The sequence below is a fragment of the Bradyrhizobium sp. USDA 4486 genome, from assembly GCF_054057995.1.
This window is the reverse complement of record NZ_JBSRZV010000001.1, coordinates 4,754,056-4,776,465: the sequence shown is the minus strand read 5'-3', so window position 1 is coordinate 4,776,465 and position 22,410 is coordinate 4,754,056. Positions and strand designations below refer to the sequence as shown.

17 protein-coding genes are annotated in these 22,410 nt (G+C 57.9%); 5 read left to right on the top strand and 12 right to left on the bottom strand.

Features of this window, described 5'->3' with window-relative positions:
* Positions 1 to 328: 328 nt before the first annotated feature.
* Positions 329 to 988, bottom strand: a complete 660-nt coding sequence (locus tag ACVWY3_RS22945; RefSeq protein ID WP_456840512.1) for a hypothetical protein — start codon at positions 986 to 988, stop codon at positions 329 to 331.
* An 86-nt stretch (positions 989 to 1,074) separates the two neighbouring features.
* Between ACVWY3_RS22945 and ACVWY3_RS22940 the strand changes: the two genes are divergently transcribed.
* Positions 1,075 to 1,647, top strand: coding sequence for a hypothetical protein (locus tag ACVWY3_RS22940; protein WP_456840511.1), 573 nt, complete (start codon positions 1,075 to 1,077; stop codon positions 1,645 to 1,647).
* Between the two features lie 371 nt (positions 1,648 to 2,018).
* Here the strand turns inward: ACVWY3_RS22940 and hemN are convergent, their stop codons facing one another.
* From hemN to ACVWY3_RS22925, 3 genes are all read right to left on the bottom strand, one after another.
* Positions 2,019 to 3,356, bottom strand: coding sequence for an oxygen-independent coproporphyrinogen III oxidase (gene hemN / locus ACVWY3_RS22935; RefSeq protein WP_456840510.1), 1,338 nt, complete (start codon positions 3,354 to 3,356; stop codon positions 2,019 to 2,021).
* Between the two features lie 1,929 nt (positions 3,357 to 5,285).
* A complete protein-coding gene (locus ACVWY3_RS22930; protein WP_456840509.1) occupies positions 5,286 to 6,002 on the bottom strand; it encodes a sulfite exporter TauE/SafE family protein in 717 nt (238 codons plus the stop codon).
* A gap of 703 nt (positions 6,003 to 6,705) precedes the next feature.
* The gene (locus ACVWY3_RS22925; protein WP_456840508.1) at positions 6,706 to 6,936 is read right to left on the bottom strand and encodes a hypothetical protein; all 231 of its coding nucleotides are present in this window, start codon (positions 6,934 to 6,936) and stop codon (positions 6,706 to 6,708) included.
* A gap of 388 nt (positions 6,937 to 7,324) precedes the next feature.
* Here ACVWY3_RS22925 and ACVWY3_RS22920 point away from each other — a divergent pair, with 388 nt between their 5' ends.
* The gene (locus ACVWY3_RS22920) at positions 7,325 to 8,050 is read left to right on the top strand and encodes a LuxR family transcriptional regulator (RefSeq protein ID WP_456843431.1); all 726 of its coding nucleotides are present in this window, start codon (positions 7,325 to 7,327) and stop codon (positions 8,048 to 8,050) included.
* A gap of 348 nt (positions 8,051 to 8,398) precedes the next feature.
* On the opposite strand, the gene ACVWY3_RS22915 is transcribed toward ACVWY3_RS22920, so the two are convergent.
* From ACVWY3_RS22915 to nodD1, 8 genes are all read right to left on the bottom strand, one after another.
* A complete protein-coding gene (locus tag ACVWY3_RS22915) occupies positions 8,399 to 9,124 on the bottom strand; it encodes an outer membrane protein (protein ID WP_456840507.1) in 726 nt (241 codons plus the stop codon).
* 846 nt (positions 9,125 to 9,970) lie between these two features.
* Positions 9,971 to 10,198 (bottom strand): hypothetical protein, encoded by a 228-nt coding sequence (locus ACVWY3_RS22910; protein WP_456840506.1) that lies wholly within the window; start codon positions 10,196 to 10,198, stop codon positions 9,971 to 9,973.
* 691 nt (positions 10,199 to 10,889) lie between these two features.
* Entirely contained in the window at positions 10,890 to 11,396 is a 507-nt protein-coding gene (locus ACVWY3_RS22905) for a NolY (protein ID WP_456840505.1), read from the bottom strand.
* A 1,790-nt stretch (positions 11,397 to 13,186) separates the two neighbouring features.
* Positions 13,187 to 14,218: an LLM class flavin-dependent oxidoreductase gene (locus ACVWY3_RS22900; RefSeq protein ID WP_456840504.1), complete on the bottom strand. Its 1,032-nt coding sequence runs from the start codon at positions 14,216 to 14,218 to the stop codon at positions 13,187 to 13,189.
* Positions 14,219 to 14,695: 477 nt separating this feature from the next.
* On the bottom strand, positions 14,696 to 15,889 hold the full coding sequence (locus ACVWY3_RS22895; RefSeq protein WP_456840503.1) for a branched-chain amino acid ABC transporter substrate-binding protein: 1,194 nt from the start codon (positions 15,887 to 15,889) through the stop codon (positions 14,696 to 14,698).
* A 245-nt stretch (positions 15,890 to 16,134) separates the two neighbouring features.
* Positions 16,135 to 16,848 carry a MerR family transcriptional regulator gene (locus ACVWY3_RS22890; RefSeq protein ID WP_456843430.1) on the bottom strand — a complete coding sequence of 238 codons (714 nt, stop codon included), beginning with the start codon at positions 16,846 to 16,848 and terminating at the stop codon, positions 16,135 to 16,137.
* Positions 16,849 to 17,736: 888 nt separating this feature from the next.
* Positions 17,737 to 18,708: a LysR family transcriptional regulator gene (locus ACVWY3_RS22885; RefSeq protein ID WP_456840502.1), complete on the bottom strand. Its 972-nt coding sequence runs from the start codon at positions 18,706 to 18,708 to the stop codon at positions 17,737 to 17,739.
* A gap of 638 nt (positions 18,709 to 19,346) precedes the next feature.
* Positions 19,347 to 20,291, bottom strand: a complete 945-nt coding sequence (gene nodD1 / locus ACVWY3_RS22880; RefSeq protein WP_456840501.1) for a transcriptional regulator NodD1 — start codon at positions 20,289 to 20,291, stop codon at positions 19,347 to 19,349.
* A 451-nt stretch (positions 20,292 to 20,742) separates the two neighbouring features.
* Here nodD1 and ACVWY3_RS22875 point away from each other — a divergent pair, with 451 nt between their 5' ends.
* Genes ACVWY3_RS22875 through nodB form a run of 3 tightly spaced genes read left to right on the top strand, consistent with a single transcriptional unit; the run spans position 20,743 to position 22,403 of the window.
* Positions 20,743 to 21,060 carry a hypothetical protein gene (locus tag ACVWY3_RS22875; RefSeq protein WP_456840500.1) on the top strand — a complete coding sequence of 106 codons (318 nt, stop codon included), beginning with the start codon at positions 20,743 to 20,745 and terminating at the stop codon, positions 21,058 to 21,060.
* A gap of 54 nt (positions 21,061 to 21,114) precedes the next feature.
* Complete coding sequence (locus tag ACVWY3_RS22870; protein ID WP_456840499.1) at positions 21,115 to 21,747, top strand: NodA family N-acyltransferase; 633 nt, start codon at positions 21,115 to 21,117, stop codon at positions 21,745 to 21,747.
* On the top strand, positions 21,744 to 22,403 hold the full coding sequence (gene nodB / locus ACVWY3_RS22865) for a chitooligosaccharide deacetylase NodB (protein ID WP_456840498.1): 660 nt from the start codon (positions 21,744 to 21,746) through the stop codon (positions 22,401 to 22,403). Before ACVWY3_RS22870 ends, nodB begins: the two co-directional genes overlap by 4 nt.
* The last annotated feature ends 7 nt before the right edge of the window (positions 22,404 to 22,410 follow it).

The window sequence follows — 22,410 nt, the reverse complement described above, 5'->3', positions numbered from 1 at the left end:
CGCATGGCGTACTTCGGGCCCATATCGCCCAGCGATGAATAGATTGAACTGCGGCCTGATTGGGCAGAGTGAGCTCCCGGCGTTTTCGCGTCCGGGGGCGAGAGGGACGAGCCAGAACACGATCTATCCGAAGAGGACCACTCAGGTTTCCTGAACCTCTCACCCCGCGACACGACGATGATCTGGTCCGAAACTTTGCTGGTGCATAACGCCGGTGCGCCGAGAGCCAGAGGAGGGCGCTGGCTCGGCAGATGCTCACGACGAGCGCGCAGGGGCTTGCTGTCCTGGCCACCAAAACATTGCGAATGTCCGCCCTGCCCACTGTGTGTCAGGCGAGTCTGGCGGTGTCGCGCGTCTGCATCGAAGGGGGCTTTCTGGACGAAACGGCAGCTACCGGAAAGCAAGGCTCGCCGTGCAAGAGGCTTGGATTCACGAAGCGCTTTAGCGGTATCGTTCGCAGCGAAACACGAGACAATAGCCAGGCTTGAAGTTGCGCGCGCGCCAACCTCACCACAACATCCAACGTGATGGCCCAGAAGACCTGAGGAATCAGCCATCGAGCAGCTTTGGCGAGTAACGGCGAACAGTTGCTGGCGGCCGAGAGCGCGGCACAACCTGTCTTGCATCCGAATCCTTGACGTACGCGGCGTTCATTGGTCACGCTTGCCACGAGCCCGTCATCTCGAACAATCTGCTGGAATTGGTAGTTGACCAGGTACAGCTCTTGCCGTTCCAATCGGCCATTGCCGCTTGGTCGATCAGCCGTCGCTGCCCCGGATGAGGTTGCTGGTCCGGCAAGAGCGGACTCCATCGAACACTCTGCAGGAATGGGTGGACGGTTTGCATTCGTGCCGTGAGTAAGAAAATCCCCAGGGTTCTCCTGAATGGCGAGAAACTGCTGCGCCGTCGCGGGCGAAGATGAGTACCGTTGCTCAGTGGTGACGGTATCATGGAGGACGCGGGCAAATTGTCGCGTTGCGTTGCTCAAGAAGTAGCGTTTCGTAGCAGCAGGGCGGCCGATCGGGACGCTCGGCAAGATTGATTATTGTCGGCCGCTCGCAGCTCCTGGAGCGCGTGAGCATCGCAGCCTATCGCGTCGACGAAACAAGCCCGCTGGAATGGGATCCTGAGCGAGGGACAATGGACTTGATGGATCAAGCGGCCGCTTCAGACTTGCGGCCGCTCTTGCACGGGCCGTCAAGACGGATCCTCCCGGTCTTAGTGCTCCCGCTTGTCCTCGTTGGCTCGTGTGCTGCTGGCGCCTGGCTTTGGGCGAACCTTGAAGCCCTTGTAGAGACGCCGGAAGCTTCGACGATGAGCCTGTCACTGGAGGACAGGGCATCCTTGTTTGAGATAAAGTGGGCACAGCAGAAAACCGGCGACGAGATCGCAGTACTCAACAGCCGGATCAACGCTCAGCGGGATGACCTCAAACGGATCCTGGATCAGATCACCATGCTGACTTCGCGGATCGATGCGCTGCAGAGTTTAACACCTGTTCCTTCTGCTGCTTCCGAGCCTCCTTTGTCGTCAGCCCGGACTGCTTCGCGGGTCGCCAGGAAACGCTTCGGGCGGCCCAAACCACAGGGACCTGTTTCCGTCGGAGGCGCGCCAGTGATCGCCGCACCGAAGACATCCGAGCCTTGAGGTCTGAGACGCTGCAGGCGTCGAGTCTCCAACTGTGCTCGATGAGGTGGCCCGTAGGTTCGCAAAACTTCCTCCGGCCGTAAAATAGCCGAAGCTTGTGCGGGCGCCGTCGTCTCCAGCGGCATGTAGTGAGGCCGTCACTATCATCGAGAGTACTCCAGGGCAGGTGGTGCAGAGCACTTTCCGCATGATCGAGCCGTGGCCCTGAACGGCGCATCCGCTGCCGCTCTCTTCCAATCAGCCCTCGCCAGTTTTGAGATCATCTCTGAAAGGTCGTGTCATCACACCCATCTGGCGTGCCTGCCCGATGGCTTCTTCGGATCGCCGCCTGCGAAGAGCTTAGAGGTTTGGGATCTGCTCACATGCGTGGCTTAGTTAATCGGAATGCGGTCGAGATGAGTGTCGAACGCGGCAGCAACAGCTCGAATGACAAACCGGTGCTCCTGCTTGACCCGAATGAATCCCTCTTCAATGTCCACTATCCCATCTTCTGCAAGCATTCCCAGGCGGTCGGCCGAATGGAGAAGAGGAATCGGATCAAATCCGTGAGCAGCACAGATCGTTGGTACGTCGGCCTGCAAATCGCACATCAGACGCTCTATGATTGCGGCGCGGAGGCGATCTTCCGCGGTGAGACAGTAGCCTTTTGCGGTTGCCAGGCGGCCGGCCTGAATGTGTCGGTGATAGGAAGCGGTTGCGATCTCGTTCTGGACGTAACCGTCGCGCAGACGGCCGATGGCTGACGGACCTAAGCCGATTACGGTTTTGCAGGTATCAGCCGAATAGCCCAGAGAGTTGCGGCGCAGCCGACCAGCTTTATGGGCCAGCGCGAGCTCGTCATTGGGCAGGGCGAAATGGTCAAGCCCGATCTGGCGGTAGCCGGCCGAGACCAGCGTATCTGCAATAGCCGCGGCTTGCTCAGCGCGGGCGACATTATCCGGCAGCGCCGTCTCATCGATCTGGCGCTGACGCTTCATATAGGACGGGACGTGAGCATAGCCGAAAACCGCAAGCCGGTCTGGCCGCATGGCCAGAGCCGTCCGCGCGGAGTCCACGCAAGACCGCACCGTCTGATGCGGCAGTCCGAAGAGAAGGTCGAAATTGATGCGCCTTATCCCATGATGGCGAAGCCTTTCGACGACAGAAGCCGTCTGTACCTCGCTCTGGACTCGGTTCACCGCCCTTTGAACCACGGGGTCGAAGCTTTGCACGCCTATGCTTGCGCGGTTGATCCCGGCCGCTTCCAACGTCTCCACCATCTCGGCCGTGACCCCACGCGGATCGATTTCTATGGCAATGGTAGCTGATTTGCTGAATGTAAAGCAGTGGCGCAGGAGTTCCATCAAGGCGAGAAAATCGCTCGGTGCAATGGTGGTCGGCGTCCCGCCGCCGAAATGCACGTCGTGCACCGGCAGAGCGCGCGGCACTTGCTCTGCGACCAAGCAGATCTCGTCCCGCACTGCTGCCAAGTAATTGCGGACCGGTCGCTCGCCGCGAGTGAGGCTTGTAGGGAAACCGCAATACCAACAAATAGAGCGACAGAACGGAACGTGGATGTAGAGCGATACTGGCTCGTCGGGAGGCAGCCGCCTCAGCCATGTCCCACAAGTCTTGGCACCGACCATCCCGGAGAAATCCGGTACGGTTGGATAGATGGTGTACCAAGGCAGGCGAGCATCGCAATACTTGTTTAGAAGGCAGGTCTGCAAGACTTAGCTTTCCCATGCTCGAACAGCATGAAGCTGACCGATGCCGCCTCTTGTGTCTTTGCGTTATGTCAAACCCGCTTAGTGGTTTTTGAGATCTGGTCCCGTTTTCGATGTTACTGCCAACGCGGCTTAGGAGCAGAGCGAGGAGTGAGAGCCGATCGTTGGCGATTATCTGGACGTTTAGGTATGAAGTTTCTCGTGCGAACACGGTTGAAGCGGCCAGACGTCCCCGACGAGCTGGAGCGAGCGATCAATCGCTCACCCGAGGGCACGTCAGTTCGGATCCGCTGACGGCCCGTCATTTTTGCGACGGAAACAGGGACTTGTAGGTTCACCAAGAGCAGCTCGGCCTCTCGATCTCCAGACCGGTTTTTTCAAGCAAAGCCGATTGGTTGCTCATAGAGTTCGACGGATGCCTCCTCCAAAGGCCGGCGTGACACAAAAGATAAGTTGCTTGCTAGATGAGAGCGAGGAGCGCACTAGCAAAACGTGACGCGACGTGCGATTCAAGTCCTCTAGCGCGGCCGACGAAAACAATTCTCAATCTCTAGTATCGAACGCATAAGCCTCAATTCCGCCACGCTGGTTGTCTCATTGCCACAAGCATCATCACGGATGTACTGATGATGTTGGGGCGACCCCAGCGCACTTTCAGCCCCCCGGCGAAGTGCGTCGGGGCGCCTTGGTTCGCCGGCGTGTCGCTGTCTAATGCAGCTCACCAACTCACAACGACTTTGGACGCCTGCTGATGGCAAAGCGAATCGCGGCCAGATGCAATCGGACGAGACACTATCTGCAATAGCGTCGATTCTGCTTCAAACTGGGTGGTCTTCTTTTTACATCGGCTTTGGAGCTATCGATCCCTGCCAGATCGCGTATATCTATTCCGTTAGCCTTCATTGGCGTCGCATCGATGCGATGCACCTGCAGCTCTCAGCGACATAGACCGCCTGGTCAGGTTTCGACCGTCCCGTCACTATGTTCTGATGCTGCGAGCCGGAGCCGCCATGCAGGAGCCGACTGGGCCTGTTCATTGCATGGAAATAGCCTTCGCGGCCTGGCATTTCAGTCCATTCACAACGGATAGGGGAAGTTTGTGGTTCGGTAGGCCACCGAACCAGGAGCTCGTCTCGCGAAAATGAGAGCTGAGCCTAGCCAGGCCTGAAGAGGATTGCCGCCAAACAGCTCGATCAGTCGAAAGTGGGCACCCCACCCAACCTCCGGTATACAACGCCGAAGGCATCGAACTCATCGGGCACTCGTAAAGGGATGAATCTATCGGCACGGCTGATTTCAAAGCTGCACGCGCGACATTTTGACGGCTTCGTGGCCGAGGCGGCTCATTGCCGCGCCTTCGCATCCATGCCCTCAAGATTGCCTGCGTCTTTCTGGCGCTCAGCACATCATCTTCCCTGACATTCTCCATGAGAACGTAACCCACACACACGCGCGGCGTTGCAGGTCTACATTGAAGTAGATTTCCAGGCCACCACCGCTCTTGAAGAAGCCGAATGCGGCCCCTGGCGCGATCCGTAGGGTAGCGAGAGCGTGCCCGATCGCCTCCCATCAGATGCTCTTCTTCCTGTGTTACTGCGCCCTGGATGAGAGGGCCGCGCGAGCCATAGACGAGATGGAGGTACGCCTCATCCCGCTCGCGAGCCCCGCCGACGTTGACCCTCTCGCCAAATGGGAAGCGCGAACGGGATGTGACTAGGCACGGACCGCTTGGTTCATGACGATCAGCTGGGATGCACGAGGTGATCCGTCCCATCGCCGCTCAACCCGACAGCTTTTCGTGTTCGCGTTGGCGGCTTTCAGAGTTAGTCAAGGCGCGCGGACCAGACATAAGCTGCTGCCTCCATCATGTTGCACCCCGATCTGACCGTGCTGGATCTCCTGCCGCTCCACGAAAGATGGCAGCTGAGACTTTCAAGCGAGAACCAATTGGATGCCGGCAACGACCAGAACCGCCACGAGGATAAATCTGATGCCTGTCTGGTCCAGGCAGTTCAGGCTAATTACCGTTCCGGCGACCGCACCCGCCAGCGCGGAGATAGCGTAAAGAGGCAAATCCGGAGAGGGAAATTGGCCGGTGAAAAGAGCTCCGACGAAGCCGACTGCGGAATTGGCCAGAATAAAAGGGGGTGATAACGCGACGGTCTGCTTCGGTGATGCCCAACTCAGTGTGACGAGCGTCGGCGCGAGGAACACTCCACCACCCACGCCGGTCAGACCGGAAACCAGGCCAAGGGCCGCGCCAATGCTCACGATTGCCGTGAGCGGAGTTTCGCAAACACGATCAGCAGCGCGTCCCCGCTGCATGATCATCACGGCGCTCGCCAGAAGAAGAACGAGCCCGGTCAGCGTCTTGTACATGTGATCATCGAGCACAATCAAGCCGCCGGCAAGCGACGCTGGCATGGACGAAAAGAGAAGCGGGCGCAGGATGACCCAGTCAACGGCCTTGTTGCGGTGGAAGAGCCACGTAGAATAAGTCGCGACGACAATGTTGAGACCAAGCGCCGTCGGGCGCATCTCTGTCGGCGACATACCAAAAAATGCCATTAGCGAGACGAATGCAGTGCCACCAGCCTGGCCAACGCTCGCGTAGAGCAGTGAGATGATCGCAAAGAGCAGACAAGCCATGCTTCACCGATCTTGGCGACGATCTTCGCCTTTTTCCACCGAGCCCATCATGATTCGCGCAATCAGGTGCGGTGTAACTGTGTTTCTGCTTAGGGACGGATCGAAGCGCTTCGCCGGAATAGCTGGCCGGAGCTGCAGTCAGTTCAAGTTCCTTGACGAGTGGCATGTTGGGACCCTCCAATCAATTGCCGAACCTGGTACTTGACTGGGCTGGAATAAGACTGCGTTGGGGCCTGAGGGAGCGGCACTCGACGGGCCGGCCGAGGTGAGCTGCATTTCTTGCTGTAGCTCACCTCGTGTCGCGCCTCGCAATGGTGATGTCACCTTTCCTCCGCATGTCATGAATGCTTCGACGGACCTACATCGCACCAATCATGCGCGTTCGAAGCTCTTTCTGCGTTTGTTTTTGTCAAATCAGCAGTTGGTATGACACTTGCTGGTCTGGCGCGGGTCGTCTCCCTGCTGGAGAAGCGCATGCAAAATGTCCTCCGCATCAAGCAGATCTCGCGGTTACGAGTATCTCTCGTTGCGCCTTTAAGGTGGCCCCTTTCTGCACGTTCGGTACGTTTGCGCCAGGCCTGCCGGACGGAATCGATGAGACGCCGCACAATGATGCGGGGAGTATGGCTTCTACCTCGACTGTTCCGTGTTGCTCATCGATCCCGTCCCCGGCGCCGTCGCGCGGCGGAGAATCGGCGAACGGTCAGCGATGGCAATTCGCAAGATTGGGAAAAGACATGAATCTCGTATTGTCTTCGTCCCTAAGCAAGGCCTGGATGCTCATAGGACGCTCCTCGAGTCGCGCGCCGCCAAGCCCCTCGAGCTTTGCTGTATCGCGCAGATCAGAGCCCAGGATCTCGTCATGCTCGGCTTCGAGACAAACCAAAGCGTCGTTCGGCTGCGTTTTCTCGCCATGCAAGCTCAACAGAGCCAAGCCTCTAGTCGGTGGAGCTGTTTGGAAGCTCAGTCCAGGACCTGCGGACCATCGGTGCCGCCATGATCGAACGGGACACCGTTGGATTCGTATCAACGACATCATTCTTCAACACGGATCATGGGCGATGATCTCCGATTTGGCCAGTGCGTTATCGGCAAAACGGACCGATCACTTCCGCTCAGCCTCGGAGGCAGGGCTGCTGCCGGCGCATTCGGCGGCGGTGCAACGAATTCGTCGAATGGCGTCCGGCATAGCGCGAGCGCTCAGACTGCACGAATAAACTAACCCTCGAGTTCAGCTCATGGACTGGAATTTGGCTCGGCCTAAAACAAGCGCAATCGAACACGACGACGTGGAGATCGATCATCGCACTGAAGCGCCCATCATGGACCTCTTTAGCTTCACCGAATGCGCGAACCAGACTCATTCACTCAGAGCGCTATTCGAGCTTCTTGTAGGCTGTGCCACCAAGGAAGGCTTCAGCGAAGTCGCATACGGCGCTCTTAACTTCGTTGAGCCACTTCGCCTGGCGGAGTATCCACCGCCAACTGTGGCTGTGAAGTGGCCGCCAGACTGGTGCGAGCGATACTTCAAGCGCAAGTACCATACTATCGATCCGGTGGTCCGGCGTACGCCGATGCATTCGCGGCCGTTTTTATGGGATCAACTCGCCGACCACTGTCAGCTTCAACCGGACGAAAGACGCGTACTGGACGAGGCGAGAGAGGCGGGGCTGAAGCATGGCATGAGTGTGCCGTTGTTTGGCCCGTTGGGTCGGATATCTGTGGTGTCGTTTGCATCTGCGTTCGACGATGCTGATCCTCAGGACCACATCGGTCATCTCAACGCCCTGGCCTGGCAGTTTCACACCGCCTATGGCGACATCTCGCGTCCCAGCGATAATGGTTGCGAAAGAAAAGTTGCACTGTCGCCGCGGGAGATCAGTTGCATGCAGTGGGTGGCGGAGGGGAAATCGTCATGGGAAATTGGGAAAATCCTCGGAATCAGCGACAATACAGTCAACTTTCATGTCAAGAATGCGATGCGAAAGCTGGGTGCAACCAGTCGGATGCAGGCGGTCGTTGTGGCGGTTCGCCTAAATGTTCTTTGAATTTGAGAAAGGGGCACTAGCAGGCAAATCGTGGGCCTCCAGCTTCTCGCATATTGAGCATGGCACCTTCGACGAGCTCGCAACGCTCCTTGGAGCAAGTCCGCTATCTCACGCTGCGTGAGGTTGTGGGACTTTCACGAGATCGATGAATTGTCGAATCGACTGACCTGTTCCTCCAGTGGTTGGCGGCATCTCGGCCACACTCCAACTAGCCTCTGGGTCCATTACTCAGACGAGCGCGCACCTGGTGCTTCTGAACTGGATTGGGACCGCCAAGGAGAGGACCAGCTGAGGAAAGAACCCCGACCGGGGGTCGGGGTTCGGATTCACGCAACCGCGTGGAGGTCTCTATTTGGCAAAGGGCGAGCCAAACCTGTAATTGAGCCGCGCCGAGATGAGATCGATGTCCTGGTGGGCGCGGTCCGTGCCGACAAACCCTGGGAAGCTTATGTTGCTGCGCTGCATGAACAAGTGGTTATACTCGACGCCAGCTGACCAGTTCGGCGTGAGGCTGACTTCGGCACCGGCCCCCAGCACGCCACCCCAACGCACATCATTGCTGCTGGCAAGTTCGGTGCGAGTAGCTACCGAATTGAGGAGATAGTTGTTGCTGGTCACCGCAGCGCCACCCTTTCCGTAAAGTAGGACGGCATTGAACGCGTAGCCGATATGTCCCGTGAGTAGACCGAATGCGTCTGTCGTGGTGCCAATGGTGTTTGCCGGAAAGGCGGTGCTGACATTGGAGCCGCTGAAATCGGCCCAGTTGCCCTGTCCTTCGATGCCGTAGACCATGTTGAAGATGTGCCAACGATAGCCAACCTGGCCGCCAATGGTACCGCCAGTCGAATTATGGCAGCCCTCGGGAGTGACACCATTGAAGTCCCAGCAGTTGCGGCTCGTTCCCCAGCCACCATTGACGCCGATATAGTAGCCGGACCAATCGATAATCGGGGCTGCGACCGGCAGCGGTACCGCCTTGACCTTGACAGGTTGCCCCGCCAAGTCCGTTCCGAACGAGGGAGCGGCGGCACCGAGTGCGCCGATGGTTGCGGTCAGAATCAGAAAATGCTTCATTTGAGTTCGTTCCTTTCGATGCCCCCCGGCGCGGTGCGTTTAACAATATGATCGCGAATTGCTGTAACTGCCGCACAACATGTCATCGAAAGAAATGAGCCCAATCGCACGCCGCGTCAGATTGTGGAGCGCGCATCTTTTCCATGCCTCGACCGAAATGCTGGGGCCTGAAAGTGGCGCGTTTCGCGCAGATTCTTCTTCGAACACGATCCGTTCGTGATGGTCTCCGATGGACGCGATGCGAACTGTTTGGCTTCCTTTATCGCTAAATGGCGCCAGAGCCAGGCCGCGCCAGCAGGTCCCGTGCATGCTCGCTATTCAGAGAGTTCGGCAAATGAAGACCGCTGATCGAGGACCCGCCTCGGGCGCTCGAGCTCATTCTTCCGGCAGGACGGTCGTGCTGCCACTTGCAATCGTGAGATGCGGCGATGATCGATCACAGCCTGGATCGCTTTGGCTCAGGACTTTTCGCAAGTGTAGCACAATGTTCCTCAACCTCGACCTCGATTGACGGATGTGGATGCGGCTGAGCTTGATGAGCCCTTTGAACTTGCGCTCGTGCCGAGCTAAGGGTCAGGAGAAACGGTATGGCTTTTCCTGACGCCAGCGAATATTAGCGCGGCTGTCCCGTCTCGTCGCCGACTTGCACTGGATTCCAGGTGACCGGTCTGGGGGCACCATAAGAGCTGCATAGGCGATAGTCGTCGCGAACGTGCTCCTCTTCAGCGGGGCTGAACATTGGTGGAAGGTAAGCTCCACCACGCTCTGCCCCGGTGTTTTTCCGCCGCATAAGGCCCCAAGAGCCTCAACAAGCCAAGCTAATGTGGCAGTACAGGTTCAAGCGCCCTATTGCTCGGTCGACCGCGCCAGTTCAGCCCGCAAGCTGCGTATCGCCTCGTTAGCCAGATTCAAAGTATTCCGTTCGCCCTTCTTTATCGAAGACTGAAGAAAAGTGCACAATCGGCTATGGAGAACCGTCTTGCGATTATGCGCCAGCAACGGATCCTTCTCAACAAAGCGCCAGGCCTTATCAAATGCGACGCTCACAATAGCATCTTGCATCTGCTGATCCATCTCAACACTCCACGCCGTCCTGATACAAGGAAGTACCTTCGCAAAAGCAAACCGAGCGCCTGTGGTTTGTCTCAGCAAGTAAGACATCAGAGCCGCAGTACGCTCGGACATCGAGCTGCTCTCGATGCTTCACTGAAGTTATAGATGTTTGTTGAAGTTCCGATGACCCCGAATGTCGGATTGCCAGGCGCATTCGAATAATTCTGAAGCGGTTGAAACGAGCTCGCGCTGTTCGCGCGGCTTCGTTGCCGAAGTGCCCTTGTTGCTCGGTATCGGTCGATAATTGAGGCTCTTTTTCCTGCAATCGGAAGATTGGGGCCATGCCAATCACGGACTAAAGCCGAACATCGATGAAAATGGATCGTTCGCCTCTTTTCGCGGTCTCTAGCTAAGACGCTTTATCGAAGCCTGTGGCGTTTTCCGGCCACGGCTTGTTTGCTTTCTGACATGTGTCCGCGGGGCGCCGTCCTTCTCGACGCTTCGCAGCCCCGCTCTCGGTGCGGGCTTCCGCTTTCGAGCATGGTGGTGAACAGTTGTGATACGGAAAAGCCAGCGGAATCGGCGCGCTTACGGCACGGTGAGCCCATAAACGCCGAGTCGCCGATCCCTGGCGCGTACGGCCGTAGCAGTCAGCCCAGCTATAAACGTTCGATAAAAGCGGCATCAACCGCAGAGAAAGCCAAATGAAATCTCAGTCTGCTGCTGCACGTGACAGAATTAGTTTCGCAATCCTCATTTGATTAGCGGGAGTTCGGAGCACTTCGGGTAATGCCGCCACGGCTTGATCGAAAAGGCGTCCCAAAACCTGAAGGTCTTCTGGGTAGTAAACGCCACGGTCTCGCGACGGTCGCGTCGTTTGCTGGTCGCGGGCGGGGTCCCCGGTTTTGGCATCGCCGAGCTGGCCGAGCTCCAGTTCCGCCATAATCATTTGGTTCGTCAGGGCGTTTAGCAGTCGGATCGCTTCGAGCTCGTTGCCTTCTTCGCGTATGAGGGCGGCCACGAGGTCGAGTTGCAGGTCGATGCGATCCTCGAGGTCCTCTGAGCGTGAATTGGAAGGGTCAAGTTCCACGGTGTTTGCTCCAAAGTTAGTTAAATGCAGGAAGCAGGCTGAGTAAGGGTTGTGTCGTGCTTTCCCGTCCGCGAGACTGGCAGACGCGGCGATAGAACGAATGGCTGCTGCACAAGCCAAGGTGCGCACGCGCGGTCGCCGAAGGGGGAGAGGGCGGCAGGCATGTGCCGCGAAAGGACCGCAAAGGCGAAATCGAGCAGAGAACGCTGCGAACTGTCATGTGATTCGACCGTCGAGCCGATCCAGCGCGTTGACAGTCGCAGTGACTCCAGCCGGCGGGGATGCCGCTGATGACGGCAAGTCGGGAATTGCGGCCCAAACTGCCGCGCGATTGCTTGTCGCCTGACATAGCAATCCAGACGTAACCGGAGGCCTCGCCAGGCAGAGTGCCACAAAGAGCGCTCGGCGCTGGACGAAGCTGTTGCTGAAGGCGCGCCGTCAGCTGGTCCAGACCGGTCGCCTCATCATGCCAGAAAATTATCGCCCAGCCCACGCCAGGCAATCCAGAAATAACATCCGCTACATACGTCTGCGGTTTGTCTTGGCATTCGTTGACACGCGATGCCCGACCCAGTGAGGGTGCGGATCGGCTTTTGGAATGTGGGTGACGCCGGCAGATCGCGCGCCTCCACCCCTCGTTCCGGTGGCGATGTAAGGATTGCAGAGAAGGGATAACCGCGCCGGGATACGGTCGAAGCGGGCCGGCGCATAGAATGAGATAGGGGGGCGCCAGTCTGTAGGAAATGGGCGCGGAAGCCGCCCGCCGACGAAGACCGAGGACGCGAGCAGAGTGAGAATCCACGATCACACCACGTGTAGGGGTGGGCAGTAAGATCGCGAGGCCGGTCGAATCACACCGATCGACGTCAGTGCCTCGGCCTGGCCGGAGGATAGCGTGGTCAGATAGCCGACTGCACAGCTTTGTTTGAAGGCAACGACGGCGTCGGATCGTCGGCGCTGCCCGTCCGGTCAGGGCAAAACGGTCAGTCCGCACCGGTCTAGAGGACGGTTGGCCTGCCCCAATTCTATGCAGCGCACGCATTTACCTTGGCCAAGCAGTGTGCGTGAGAGTCGATCTTCCTGGAGGGGCCTAGTATGATTGCAATGGGGGAGGCGCCAGCGCGATAGAGTGCGCGCCAGACGTTGCGATTAGCAATCTGACCGCATTTACGCCGCTCGTGCGTCGATTCCAAAGATTGATGGCTGTCGTTGGCGATGCAGCCACGAGAACCTTGAAGCGCCCTGCGACTATGCTGAAAGCAAAATGGGTTCATTGCTCACTCGACATCCGTGGAATGTGCTTTCCGGAAACCGGCGATCGTCTTATGGGTATTTGGCTGAAATTGGTAAAATCGAAAGTGTTGATGGAATGCATCCGGTTCGTGGATCGCGCACGCGCGTAGTCTTTCTCTTCCAGTGAAAGCGGGGCAGTTTTTTTTCTGCCGTCTTGCCGCAGTGAGCTTATGGGTCCTTGCGAGCCTGCTGATTCGTTGATGACCGGCCATGATTGAGAAGACAGAAAGGGTCGCAGTAGCGAGCCGCTGGCGAATGCCTCTAAATTGGACTCCAGATGTCACGAAGGTGACAGAAAAACTCCTCGATCCTCATAGGCCGAAGAGAAGGTCATAGAGTCTCGTCGGCGACTGTCCGACCAGCTCCGGCCTCCCGCAGATGCAGGACGAGCCCTGAGCAATCGCGGGTCTTCATTGAAAAGCCCCGCGAGATCGAAGCGGACAAAGAGCGTTCGGCCGGGACAAGTTGATAAAGCGGTTCGCAAACACTCCTAAGCCAAAGCTCGTCCCCAAAATAGGAGCGCGAGGCGGTCAGATATCGCCGCCATTGAGCTGACGGTCGCCTTTGCGCCCAGGGCATCAGTGCGTCGGTATACTTGCCACGCATACGATCCCCCAATGCAGACATTATCCGCCAAAGCTATCGAGAATTTCAGCTTTGATTGCGGTTGCGGTGTACAGGGAAATCTCCAGCGGAAGGTTTCCGAATGCAAGCTGGCAAAGCAAGTAGTTCGCGCCCGCCACTTCCATCTGCTGAAGAAGGACCTGTCGGACGGAAGCCGGCGTTCCAACGACGCACAATTCGCTCTCAAGTGCTGCATCGAAGGTCAGCGGAAGCGCGGGCGGTGTCGGAATGGCGTTAAGCTCGTAAAGAAACTTAAAGCTCTCTAGCCATCGACGATACGCGGTTTCCGCCGCCGCATGAGCGTCCTGATCAGACTTCGCAATCACGACCATGCGGGCCAGCCCGAGAAATGGCTCGCGGCCGTGTGCGGCTGTGCTGTGGGCTCGATGGAAACGGTAGGCGTCCGTAACGTTCCGGACAACGCAGGCGGGGCCTATGCATGCCAGATTGGCGCCATTTGCCGCGGCCCACTGCGCCGACTCAGCCCGATTGCTTGCGATCCAGATGGGCGGATATGGACGTTGATGAGGCCTCAACGCTAAGGGTACGTCGCTCAACTCGAAGTGGTCTCCGTGATAAGATAGCCTATGTCCCTTCAGCGCAATATTCAGGATTTCACTGGCCTCCGTATAACGACTTGGCGCAGCGTCGGCACTGATACCGAAATAGCCCCATTCAATCGGCTGGGAGCCGCGGCCCATCCCGAGCTCGAGCCTGCCGCCGCTCAATTGGTCAAGCATGCAGATCTCTTCGAATGCGCGCAACGGATGATAAAGGTTGAGCAACAGGACGAGCGGACCGAGACGTAATCGCCGGGTTCGCTGCGCGACACTTGATAGAAACAGGTTTGGCGAGGGCCCTCTGCCATGAGGTGTGCAGTGGTGTTCGGCCAGGTGATAAGCGTAGAAGCCGAGCGAGTCGCAGACCTCGGTCAGCTTGAGGCGATCTTCATATTGCCGTGCGACATCTCGGCCGTCGTCATCCAAATGGTCAAAAATGCCGCACCTTAGTCTTGGAGGAAGTCCACTCTTCACTCGATCAATCTCCGATTATGGTCAGATGGCGAGTCCTGGTTGCTTCATGCCGTCGCGCTCAAAGAGGTCTCGTTCATCATTTGACCGCTTAGGCCGTTTCTCTTTGGGGACGTGGATCTGAGCTTGCACCATGTGAGTGGGTCGCGAGAATGCGCAAATGGCGGTCCGGCCGCACCCTCGATAGATGTTCCTGAAGCGCTTTCACTGCGGCATGTTCTCGACCAGAAGCATCGGTTGCCGCTTCAGAGGTCCTGTGCCTTGCGAGCCAGATCAGCCCGGCACGGCTACTATTTGTCTATCATCGGGCGTAGCGTCGCCGTGAGGTCGACATCGGGTAGCTCTGCGAGCGCTGCAACGAACGCGAAAAACGCACCGAAGGCTGCAAGTATGAGAGAGCTTGCGAGTATCGCTGCTCCGATCTGAGTGCGTCTCATCATCCGTGTCGCTTCGGCTTTGGGGAGACGGCGATGACGCCAATCAGTTCTGCTCGACAGTTTCAACACGGCCGTCTCGCCAGCGGTAAACCAGAAAACCAGGAGCCGCATTGTCTCCCTTTCTATCGAACCGGACTGGGCCAATCACAGTATCGATCGGCCGTGAACGAAGCGCGTTGACGACGCGCGCAGCATTGAAAGAGCCGGTCCGGTTCACCGCCTCTGCCCATGCTTGCACGGCTGCATAGGCGTAAAGCGTGTAGCCTTCAGCGGACAGGTTGGACGCTTTGAGTCCGGCCACCACGCCAGCCGCATTGGCATTCCTAGCGGGGTCCGGCATGAAGGTAAACAACGTGCCATTTCCCGCGCTGCCTGTAATGGCCCAGAATTCAGAGGTCATCAACGGATCGTTCGCCATGACGATGAGTCCCGCTCTTGCTTCTGACGCCTGGCGTACAAACAATCCGATTTCGGTATGATAGCCGCCGATATACGCGACGCGCACCCGATCCTTCTTCATTCTTGAGACCAGCGCTCTGTAATCCTTTTCACCAGCTACATAGCTTTGCCGAATGACTTGTTCACCGAACTTCCGAAGCTGTGCGTCAACCACGTCGGCAATACCCTTACCTGCGGTGCTCTTGTCGTCGAGCACTGCGATGTTGTCGTTAGGGTAGTTCCGGTGAATGTACTCCGCAGCAACGATGCCCTGTTGGTCGTCGCGGCCGCAGATCCGAAAGACAGTCTCAAGGCCCCGTTCCGTTAGCTGAGGATTTGACGAACCTGGTGACACCTGAATGACGCCTGCTTCGGCGTAGATCTCGGAGGCCGGGATCGACGAAGAAGAACAAAAATGGCCAACGACCAACCGGACCCGCTCGGTTGTGAGCTTATTCGCGACTGCGACAGCTTGCTTCGGGTCGCAAGCGTCGTCGGCGACAGTCAATATCACCTTGGTGTCGACGAGTAGGCCAGAAGCGTTCAGCGCCTCCACCGCCGCAGCGGCACCATCGCGCATTTGCGCGCCGAAGGCAGCGCTGCTTCCGCTCATTGGGCCCACTACGGCAATATTGACCTCGGAGCTGCGCGCAACCGAGGCGAGGGCGCAGAACAGAAGCGCTGCACTCGCAGCGGAAGCGTAACGCCCATTTAACATCGTAGAGCTCCCAACGCTCACCTGAAGAGAACCGCCAGCAGCTGTGATCAGACCTGCCTGCACGTCGAGGCTGTCTGCCAAATGAAGCTGGCGTTAGGTCGGCCAGATTTCGACCACGGTTGAGCCTACAAATTGACGTTACGTGCGGTTCAAGCCCCTTTTTATGGGAGCCTCGATCAGTGCGTCACGAACCGGCGTTCGGCGAGGTCATGAGGGCGGTCCGGCTTCCGTCGGCCCGCGTCAGAGCCGCCGATCTACCAAGTGTCATCGCGTTTTCAGATTGCCAGGGCCGCTCGGCAATGCCGTACGGAGCCGGCCATCAGGCGTTAGTACGGCTGCTCCTCCAACCCGCCAAGCGCGAGATCGAGATATTGCATGAGGCAGGGATCCCAACCAGCCAGACTACGGGGGGCGCTTAATCGTGCAAGTACCTTCAGGATCATCGAAACGCGTGAATCGGCGCCAGCGATTTCGCTGATCAGCAAGCGTGCTGCGCCTGCGACGGCCTTTGCCCGTTCGCCACAGGGATGCTCGCCCCGATCCATACAATCACGCAGGTCGTCGCGGATCCGCCGCCACCGCTCCTCGCGATCTGCAGCTAACTTGCAGGTGCATCGGGACGTCTGATTACGCGTCTCGACCCGCGACATGGCATTAAGAGTGGCAGGCAGCTCATCCACACTTACCCGGATATCACCGTCGATGGTCATGTTGCGCAAGCGATCTCGCAGCAGAGTCGCCCGAGCGACTTGAAGTTCTATCCGCTCTAAATGTTTGCGCAGAAGATCGGTAAGTGAGGTTGTGCCCTCCATCGCTTTACGGATCTCGACAAGGGAGAAGCCAAGCTCACGTAGCGCCCGAATCTGGTGAACCCGTTGCACGCTTTCGCGGTCGTACATCCGGTGGCCGCCGTCAGTACGCTCTGAAGCGGCCAGGAGCCCGGTGTGTTCATAGTGATGCAGCGTGCGCACCGTTACTCCGGTCGCCTCTGCAAGTTCGCCAATGCGCCATCGACGCCTTCGTGGTGTAGCTTTGCTCATGTTGTTCATTTCAAAGCCTACAACCTGACGTCACGTGTGATTCAAGCTATTTCAAAGCTCTAGCTGGATCGTCTTCCATTCCAGCGCGAGAGTGGTGACTATCCTCAGAATGGCGCGGGATCAACCCTGAGGGGAAATGGTGATCAACAAGTTCGTCAGGCATGCCAGTCGAGCCTCGCCAGCCGCTGTACGCTCCAGGATGAGTTTCGCGATGGCTGTGCGATTTTCCGGACTTCGCATCGATGGGGGTAGCGCGGTGATCGCACGATCATAAAGACGTCCTAGGACGGAAAGCTCTTCCGGATAGAAGACGCCGCTAGATTGCTCCAACGTTCAGCTCCTTGTTGGTCTTGCGTGATGGCAGCGCACGTCGTCAAGACGTTTGGCTGCGATAGGGCCAAAAGAAGTCAGACCCGCGGCGCGGAGCGACGAAGACGCGATGTACTCGCAGGTGATGCGACAGGGCAACACGCGCGCGCGATGCATGCTTCGACAGCGCAAGAGATCGTACTCATGCGCACGGTCGATGACCACCACGGGTCCGAAGAAGGGAAGCGCCTCCGCTCATCGGGAGCCACTACTGATTCGGAGAGTTGACGAGGGCAGCCGAGCGCCGATTCTGCTGTATCGAGGCAGGTGGGCCGGGCGGCCGGGTGCTCCGTACGTCCCCGTCTCTAAAACTCGGCCAACAGTCGACGCCGCTCGCACGGCGAGCTTATTGTCAACGTGCGAAAGACCTACACAACGTCGTCATCATAGCCCTCCGCTAGGACGATCTTTATAGAGCGACGACGAATTCGAGCGAGGCGAGCCTAAATTGTCTGCGCTGGGGCGTTCGTTGGGATATGAGCTTCGCAGATCTTGCGAACGTTCTTACGGCGAGACAGATCATGCGAAATCTCCCGCAGTATCCGCTCGTTCCGAGGTGCAGATGACGGAGCGGTCTTGTCCATTTGCCATGCGGGTAGCCTCCTGCAACAATATCTCTCGCATCCACAGGCTTTCCGGGTCGCTATTGTGAAGCACGGGCCATTGGACCGCCTCTCTGAAGGTGGGGAATGGATGCGGAAGCTCGGCAATCCGAAGGGGCATTGTTCTTTGGAAATGTTTTACGAGCCCTAATGGCATCGACCCTATGCGGCTTGTGCCTACCAGCAGGGGCGGGATCATGCTGAAGCTCTGCACGAAAATGTCGATGCGTCGATTGAGAGCGAGATCGAGCAAAAATGAGTCTTCGACCGGCGTCTTGCGCGCACCTTTGACCTTAACCGCCACGTGGCCCATCGACATATATCGATCAAATGTAAGCCGCCGCAGTAGTTGGGTGTTCGTGCGGCAACCTACGCAGACGAGTCTCTCCTCGAATAGGCACGCCATGGGGTGCACGCGAGACATGAATAATTCCGGCAAGATAACAAAATCGACTTCGCCGCGGCGGAGAAGCTCATCGTGCTCATCGGTGAGCGCCACCAGTTCAAAGCTGACGGCTGGTGCTTCTCGCGCGACGCGCTCCACGACATTTCGGAAGAATACGACTGATATAAAATCAGAAAGGCCGATCCTGAATCGCCGGCTTGATCGAGCTGGATCAAACACGTCCCGCGCGATAATTGAGGACTCAATGTGCGTTAGAGCCTCGCGCACAGGAGCTGCGAGTCCTTCCGCGCGTGAGGTCAGGACAAGTTCCCGCCCCCTCATCCCAAACAGCTCATCACGGAAATAGGAACGGAGTCGGGCAACGGCTGCGCTCATGGCCGGCTGACTAAGGTTAATCTTGCGTGCCGCTGCGCTGAGGTTGCGCTCGGTCATGAGAGCATCCAGCGCGACGAGAAGATTTAGATCCAGACCTTTGAAGCGCATGTTTACTTATCCCGCATGAACGTAATTGCGGCCCATACAACGAGCGATGACCGCTGCGTCGGGAGAGGTCCTATTGGCTTGCCCAAATGGACATCGTTTCCGATCCTGCGATCGCGAAAAGACGCTCGTAAAATGACCGCAACAATGGAGAGCAAGGCGGTAGGCCGACGAGCAGCGTCCGGAAACCGTCAGGAGTTCCGAAGTCGATCGTCCTGGCCGCTTCCGGCGAGCCAAGCAACGGGGCCCGGTCTTGGTTAATGGCAAACCAACCCAGTGTCCGGCCAGTGCCGTGAGTTAGCCAAAGCGCCCAGCCGACGGCCGCGTAGCTCAGCGTTAGTCGCGGCGGCCAACCTACAACCTGACGTAATGTGCGGTTCAAGCGTTTTTTATGAGCAAGCCAAAGATTAGCGGACTGGGGGAGGTGTATTCTGCCGCGATAGTGGCAGGCGTCGCCTGTTGGTAGTGCAAGCGCATCAAACCTCACCTGCTAGGTCACCACGCGCAGCACTCGGCAAGTCTTCGCAACCGATCGCCGCCTCTGCTAGCTCCGCTCCTGTCACGTCTCGAAGTCGCGAAAGTGGCGGAGCACGTCGAATGATAGCGTATCTTGAACGTGCCGAGAGCCGCTTATGGTGAGCCTAGCAGCGCCTGCGAGTGGGAGGCTCCTGATGCCCAGATGCCATGTTGGATGCTTCCTCCAGCAATATCCGCCGCATCCAAATGCTCGCCGGGTCGGTATTGTGGAACGCAGGCCACTGCACAGCCTCTGTGAATGTGGGCAGGGGGAGCGGTGGTTCGACTATTCGCAGTGGCATCCGCTTTTCGAAGTGTTTGGCGAGTCGTAAGGGCATTGTGCCGATACGGCCTGTGTCCAGCAATATGGGCGGAATCAGGCTAAAGCCCTGCACAACGATCTCAATGCGTCTCTTGACGCCGTGCTCAAGCAGGAACCATTCCTCGAGGTTTGGTCTGAGCGCGCGCCCGAACTTCGCCGTAACGTGCCCCATAGAAATATATTTCTCGAACGTCAGCTGCCGCGATAGCTTCCTGTTCTCGCGGCATCCCACGCATACGAGGGTCTCGTCAAACAGCATCGCCTTAGGATGCGCGCTCGACATGAACAGCTCCGGCAGAATGAGAAAGTCGACTTCGCCCCGGCGGAGCAGCTCATCGGATTCATCGGAAAATGGCAGCAACTCGAAGCGCACCGCCGGAGCTTCCTTTGCAATACGGTCCACAATCTTGCGAAGAAAGACGATCGTCATGAAATCGGAGAGAATGAACCTGAAGCGTCGGCTCGACTGAGTAGGGTCGAACGCGTCCCGCGATATAATCGAGAGTTGGATGTGCAGCAGGGCCTCGCGAACCGGACCTGCAAGCGCCTCCGCGCCAGGTGTCGGGACGAGCTCGCGACCTCTCATGGTAAATAGTTCATCATGGAAATAGGTGCGCAGCCGCGCAATCGCAGCGCTCATAGCGGGCTGGCTTAGGTGAATTTTGCGCGCCGCCGCTGTGAGGTTGCGCTCCGTCATCAGAGCATCGAGCGCAACGAGAAGGTTTAGATCAAGTCCCTTGAACCGCATGTTGTGAGTCTATCCATCGTGTGGATGTGTTCCATCGGAACAATCGATTTTACCAAACTTCGCGATGTTGGATAGCAAACATCAGTTTGGAAAAGTAATCAGGCATACCACCATGGCTGCTGCTCGTTCACGCGGGCTCAGAGAAAAACTGCTGGACGTGCGAGCGGCCGGCGCATCCGCTTCGAGGGCGGCTATGGGCGCGCCGTGCAAGCCGCGTCGTTTCTTATCGGTGCAAAGCCCGCTGAATCGAGACGCCAGGCAGACCTCAATAAACGTTGGTATGCGTGTTTCATCCGTTTCCATATTGCAGGTTTACCCGCGTACACTTGAGGGCTCGCTCAGCCGCATTCTAGTGTCGCGTAATAGCGGCAGGCGCAGATTGCGGATGCCAAGTAATTCAGGCGGGTCTCCAAATGGCTCACCTGTCCACCGCATTCAGGGCGTGTCGAAGATGCATAAGAACCAGTGTGATCTGATGCCACTCGGATGCGCCATCGATCAGGCCCCGCGCATTGAGAGCCTGCCCGCAGACGTCGAAACGTCGACAGCGATGCTAGACGAGGCGGAAAAGCTCCGTGGTGCAGACAGGTTCTGGCTAGTCCAATCGTCTCGTCCGCATCTTCCAGGATATCTCGCGCAGGTCATTGGCCGGATGACGAGCGCGAACCATGCGATCGCGTCCTCGCGAGCAAAAGCGCGCGCGCCGCGGGGTGCCGAGCTCCGCAGCATGGCAGCGCATTTCAGTAATGATCAGCGGTTCGACGACTAGCCAGTTCACGTGACCATCTCCGCTCTTAATTCCACCGGCGCAAGGAAGCTCGCCATGAACATTGCGGTATCCCGGACTGCGGACGCTCCGTCGGCACGCGCTCAAGTGCAGTGGAGCCGTCGCTGGGAAAGCGAATTGCAGCTCTCCGATCATGCCGAACTCGCCGAGTTCTTCCGCAACAGTTACGGGCCGACCGGTGCGTTCAATGCGCAGCCATTTGAGGGCAACCGAAGTTGGGCCGGGGCGAGGCCTGAGTTGCGCATTATCGGTTATGACGCGCGCGGGGTCGCTGCTCATGTCGGGCTACTACGCCGCTTCATCAAGATTGGTGGGGTCGATCTACTCGTTGCCGAACTGGGCTTGTATGCGGTGCGCCCGGATCTCGAAGGGCTTGGAATCAGCCACGCAATGCGCGTGACGTATCCGATACTGCATGAGCTTGGGGTGCCATTCGGCTTTGGTGCGGTTCGGCCTGCGCTCGCGAAACATATGACCCGATTGGTCGAAAGGCAGGGGCTCGCCACCCTCATGTCTGGGCTTCGCGTCCGCTCCACGCTTCCGGATGTCTATCCCAATTTGTCGCCGATCCGCACCGAAGACGTGGTCGTCGTTGTTTTCCCGGTTGGGCGCTCGATAAGCGAATGGCCGGCCGGGACGATGATCGATCGGAACGGGCCTGAGTTGTGAAAGAGCTTTTCGGGCTATCTGCTGTCCGTTGCGACTACGCTGACGTGAGCGGAAGTCGCCCCGTCTATTTGACCTTTGATGATGGACCAAATCCATTTTGCACGCCAGAGGTGCTCGATGTGCTGGCGGAACATCGGGTTCCGGCGACGTTCTTCGTGATCGGCACGTACGCTGGCGAACAACCTGAACTCATTCGACGAATGATTGCGGAAGGGCACGAGGTTGCGAACCACACGATGACGCATCCGGATCTATCGAGATGCGGACCAGCAGAGGTACGCGATGAAATTGTGACGGCGAGTGAGGCGATCCGTTCGGCATGCCCGCAGGCCTCACCGAGACACATGCGAGCACCTTACGGCAAGTGGACACAAGAGGTGCTCGCTATGTCAGCGAGCGCTGGCCTTACAGCTGTGCACTGGTCGGTCGATCCGAGAGATTGGTCCCGCCCCGGGGTCGATAGAATTGTGAATTCAGTACTGGCGAGCGTTCGCCCGGGTGCAATTGTGCTCCTGCACGACGGATATCCTCCTGATGAGCAGCGACCGTGCACTGATGCAACGCTGCGCGATCAAACCACCATCGCGCTGTCACATCTGATCCCGGCACTTCAACGGCGCGGGTTTGTAATCCGTCCACTCCCTCAACTTCACTGAAAAACTG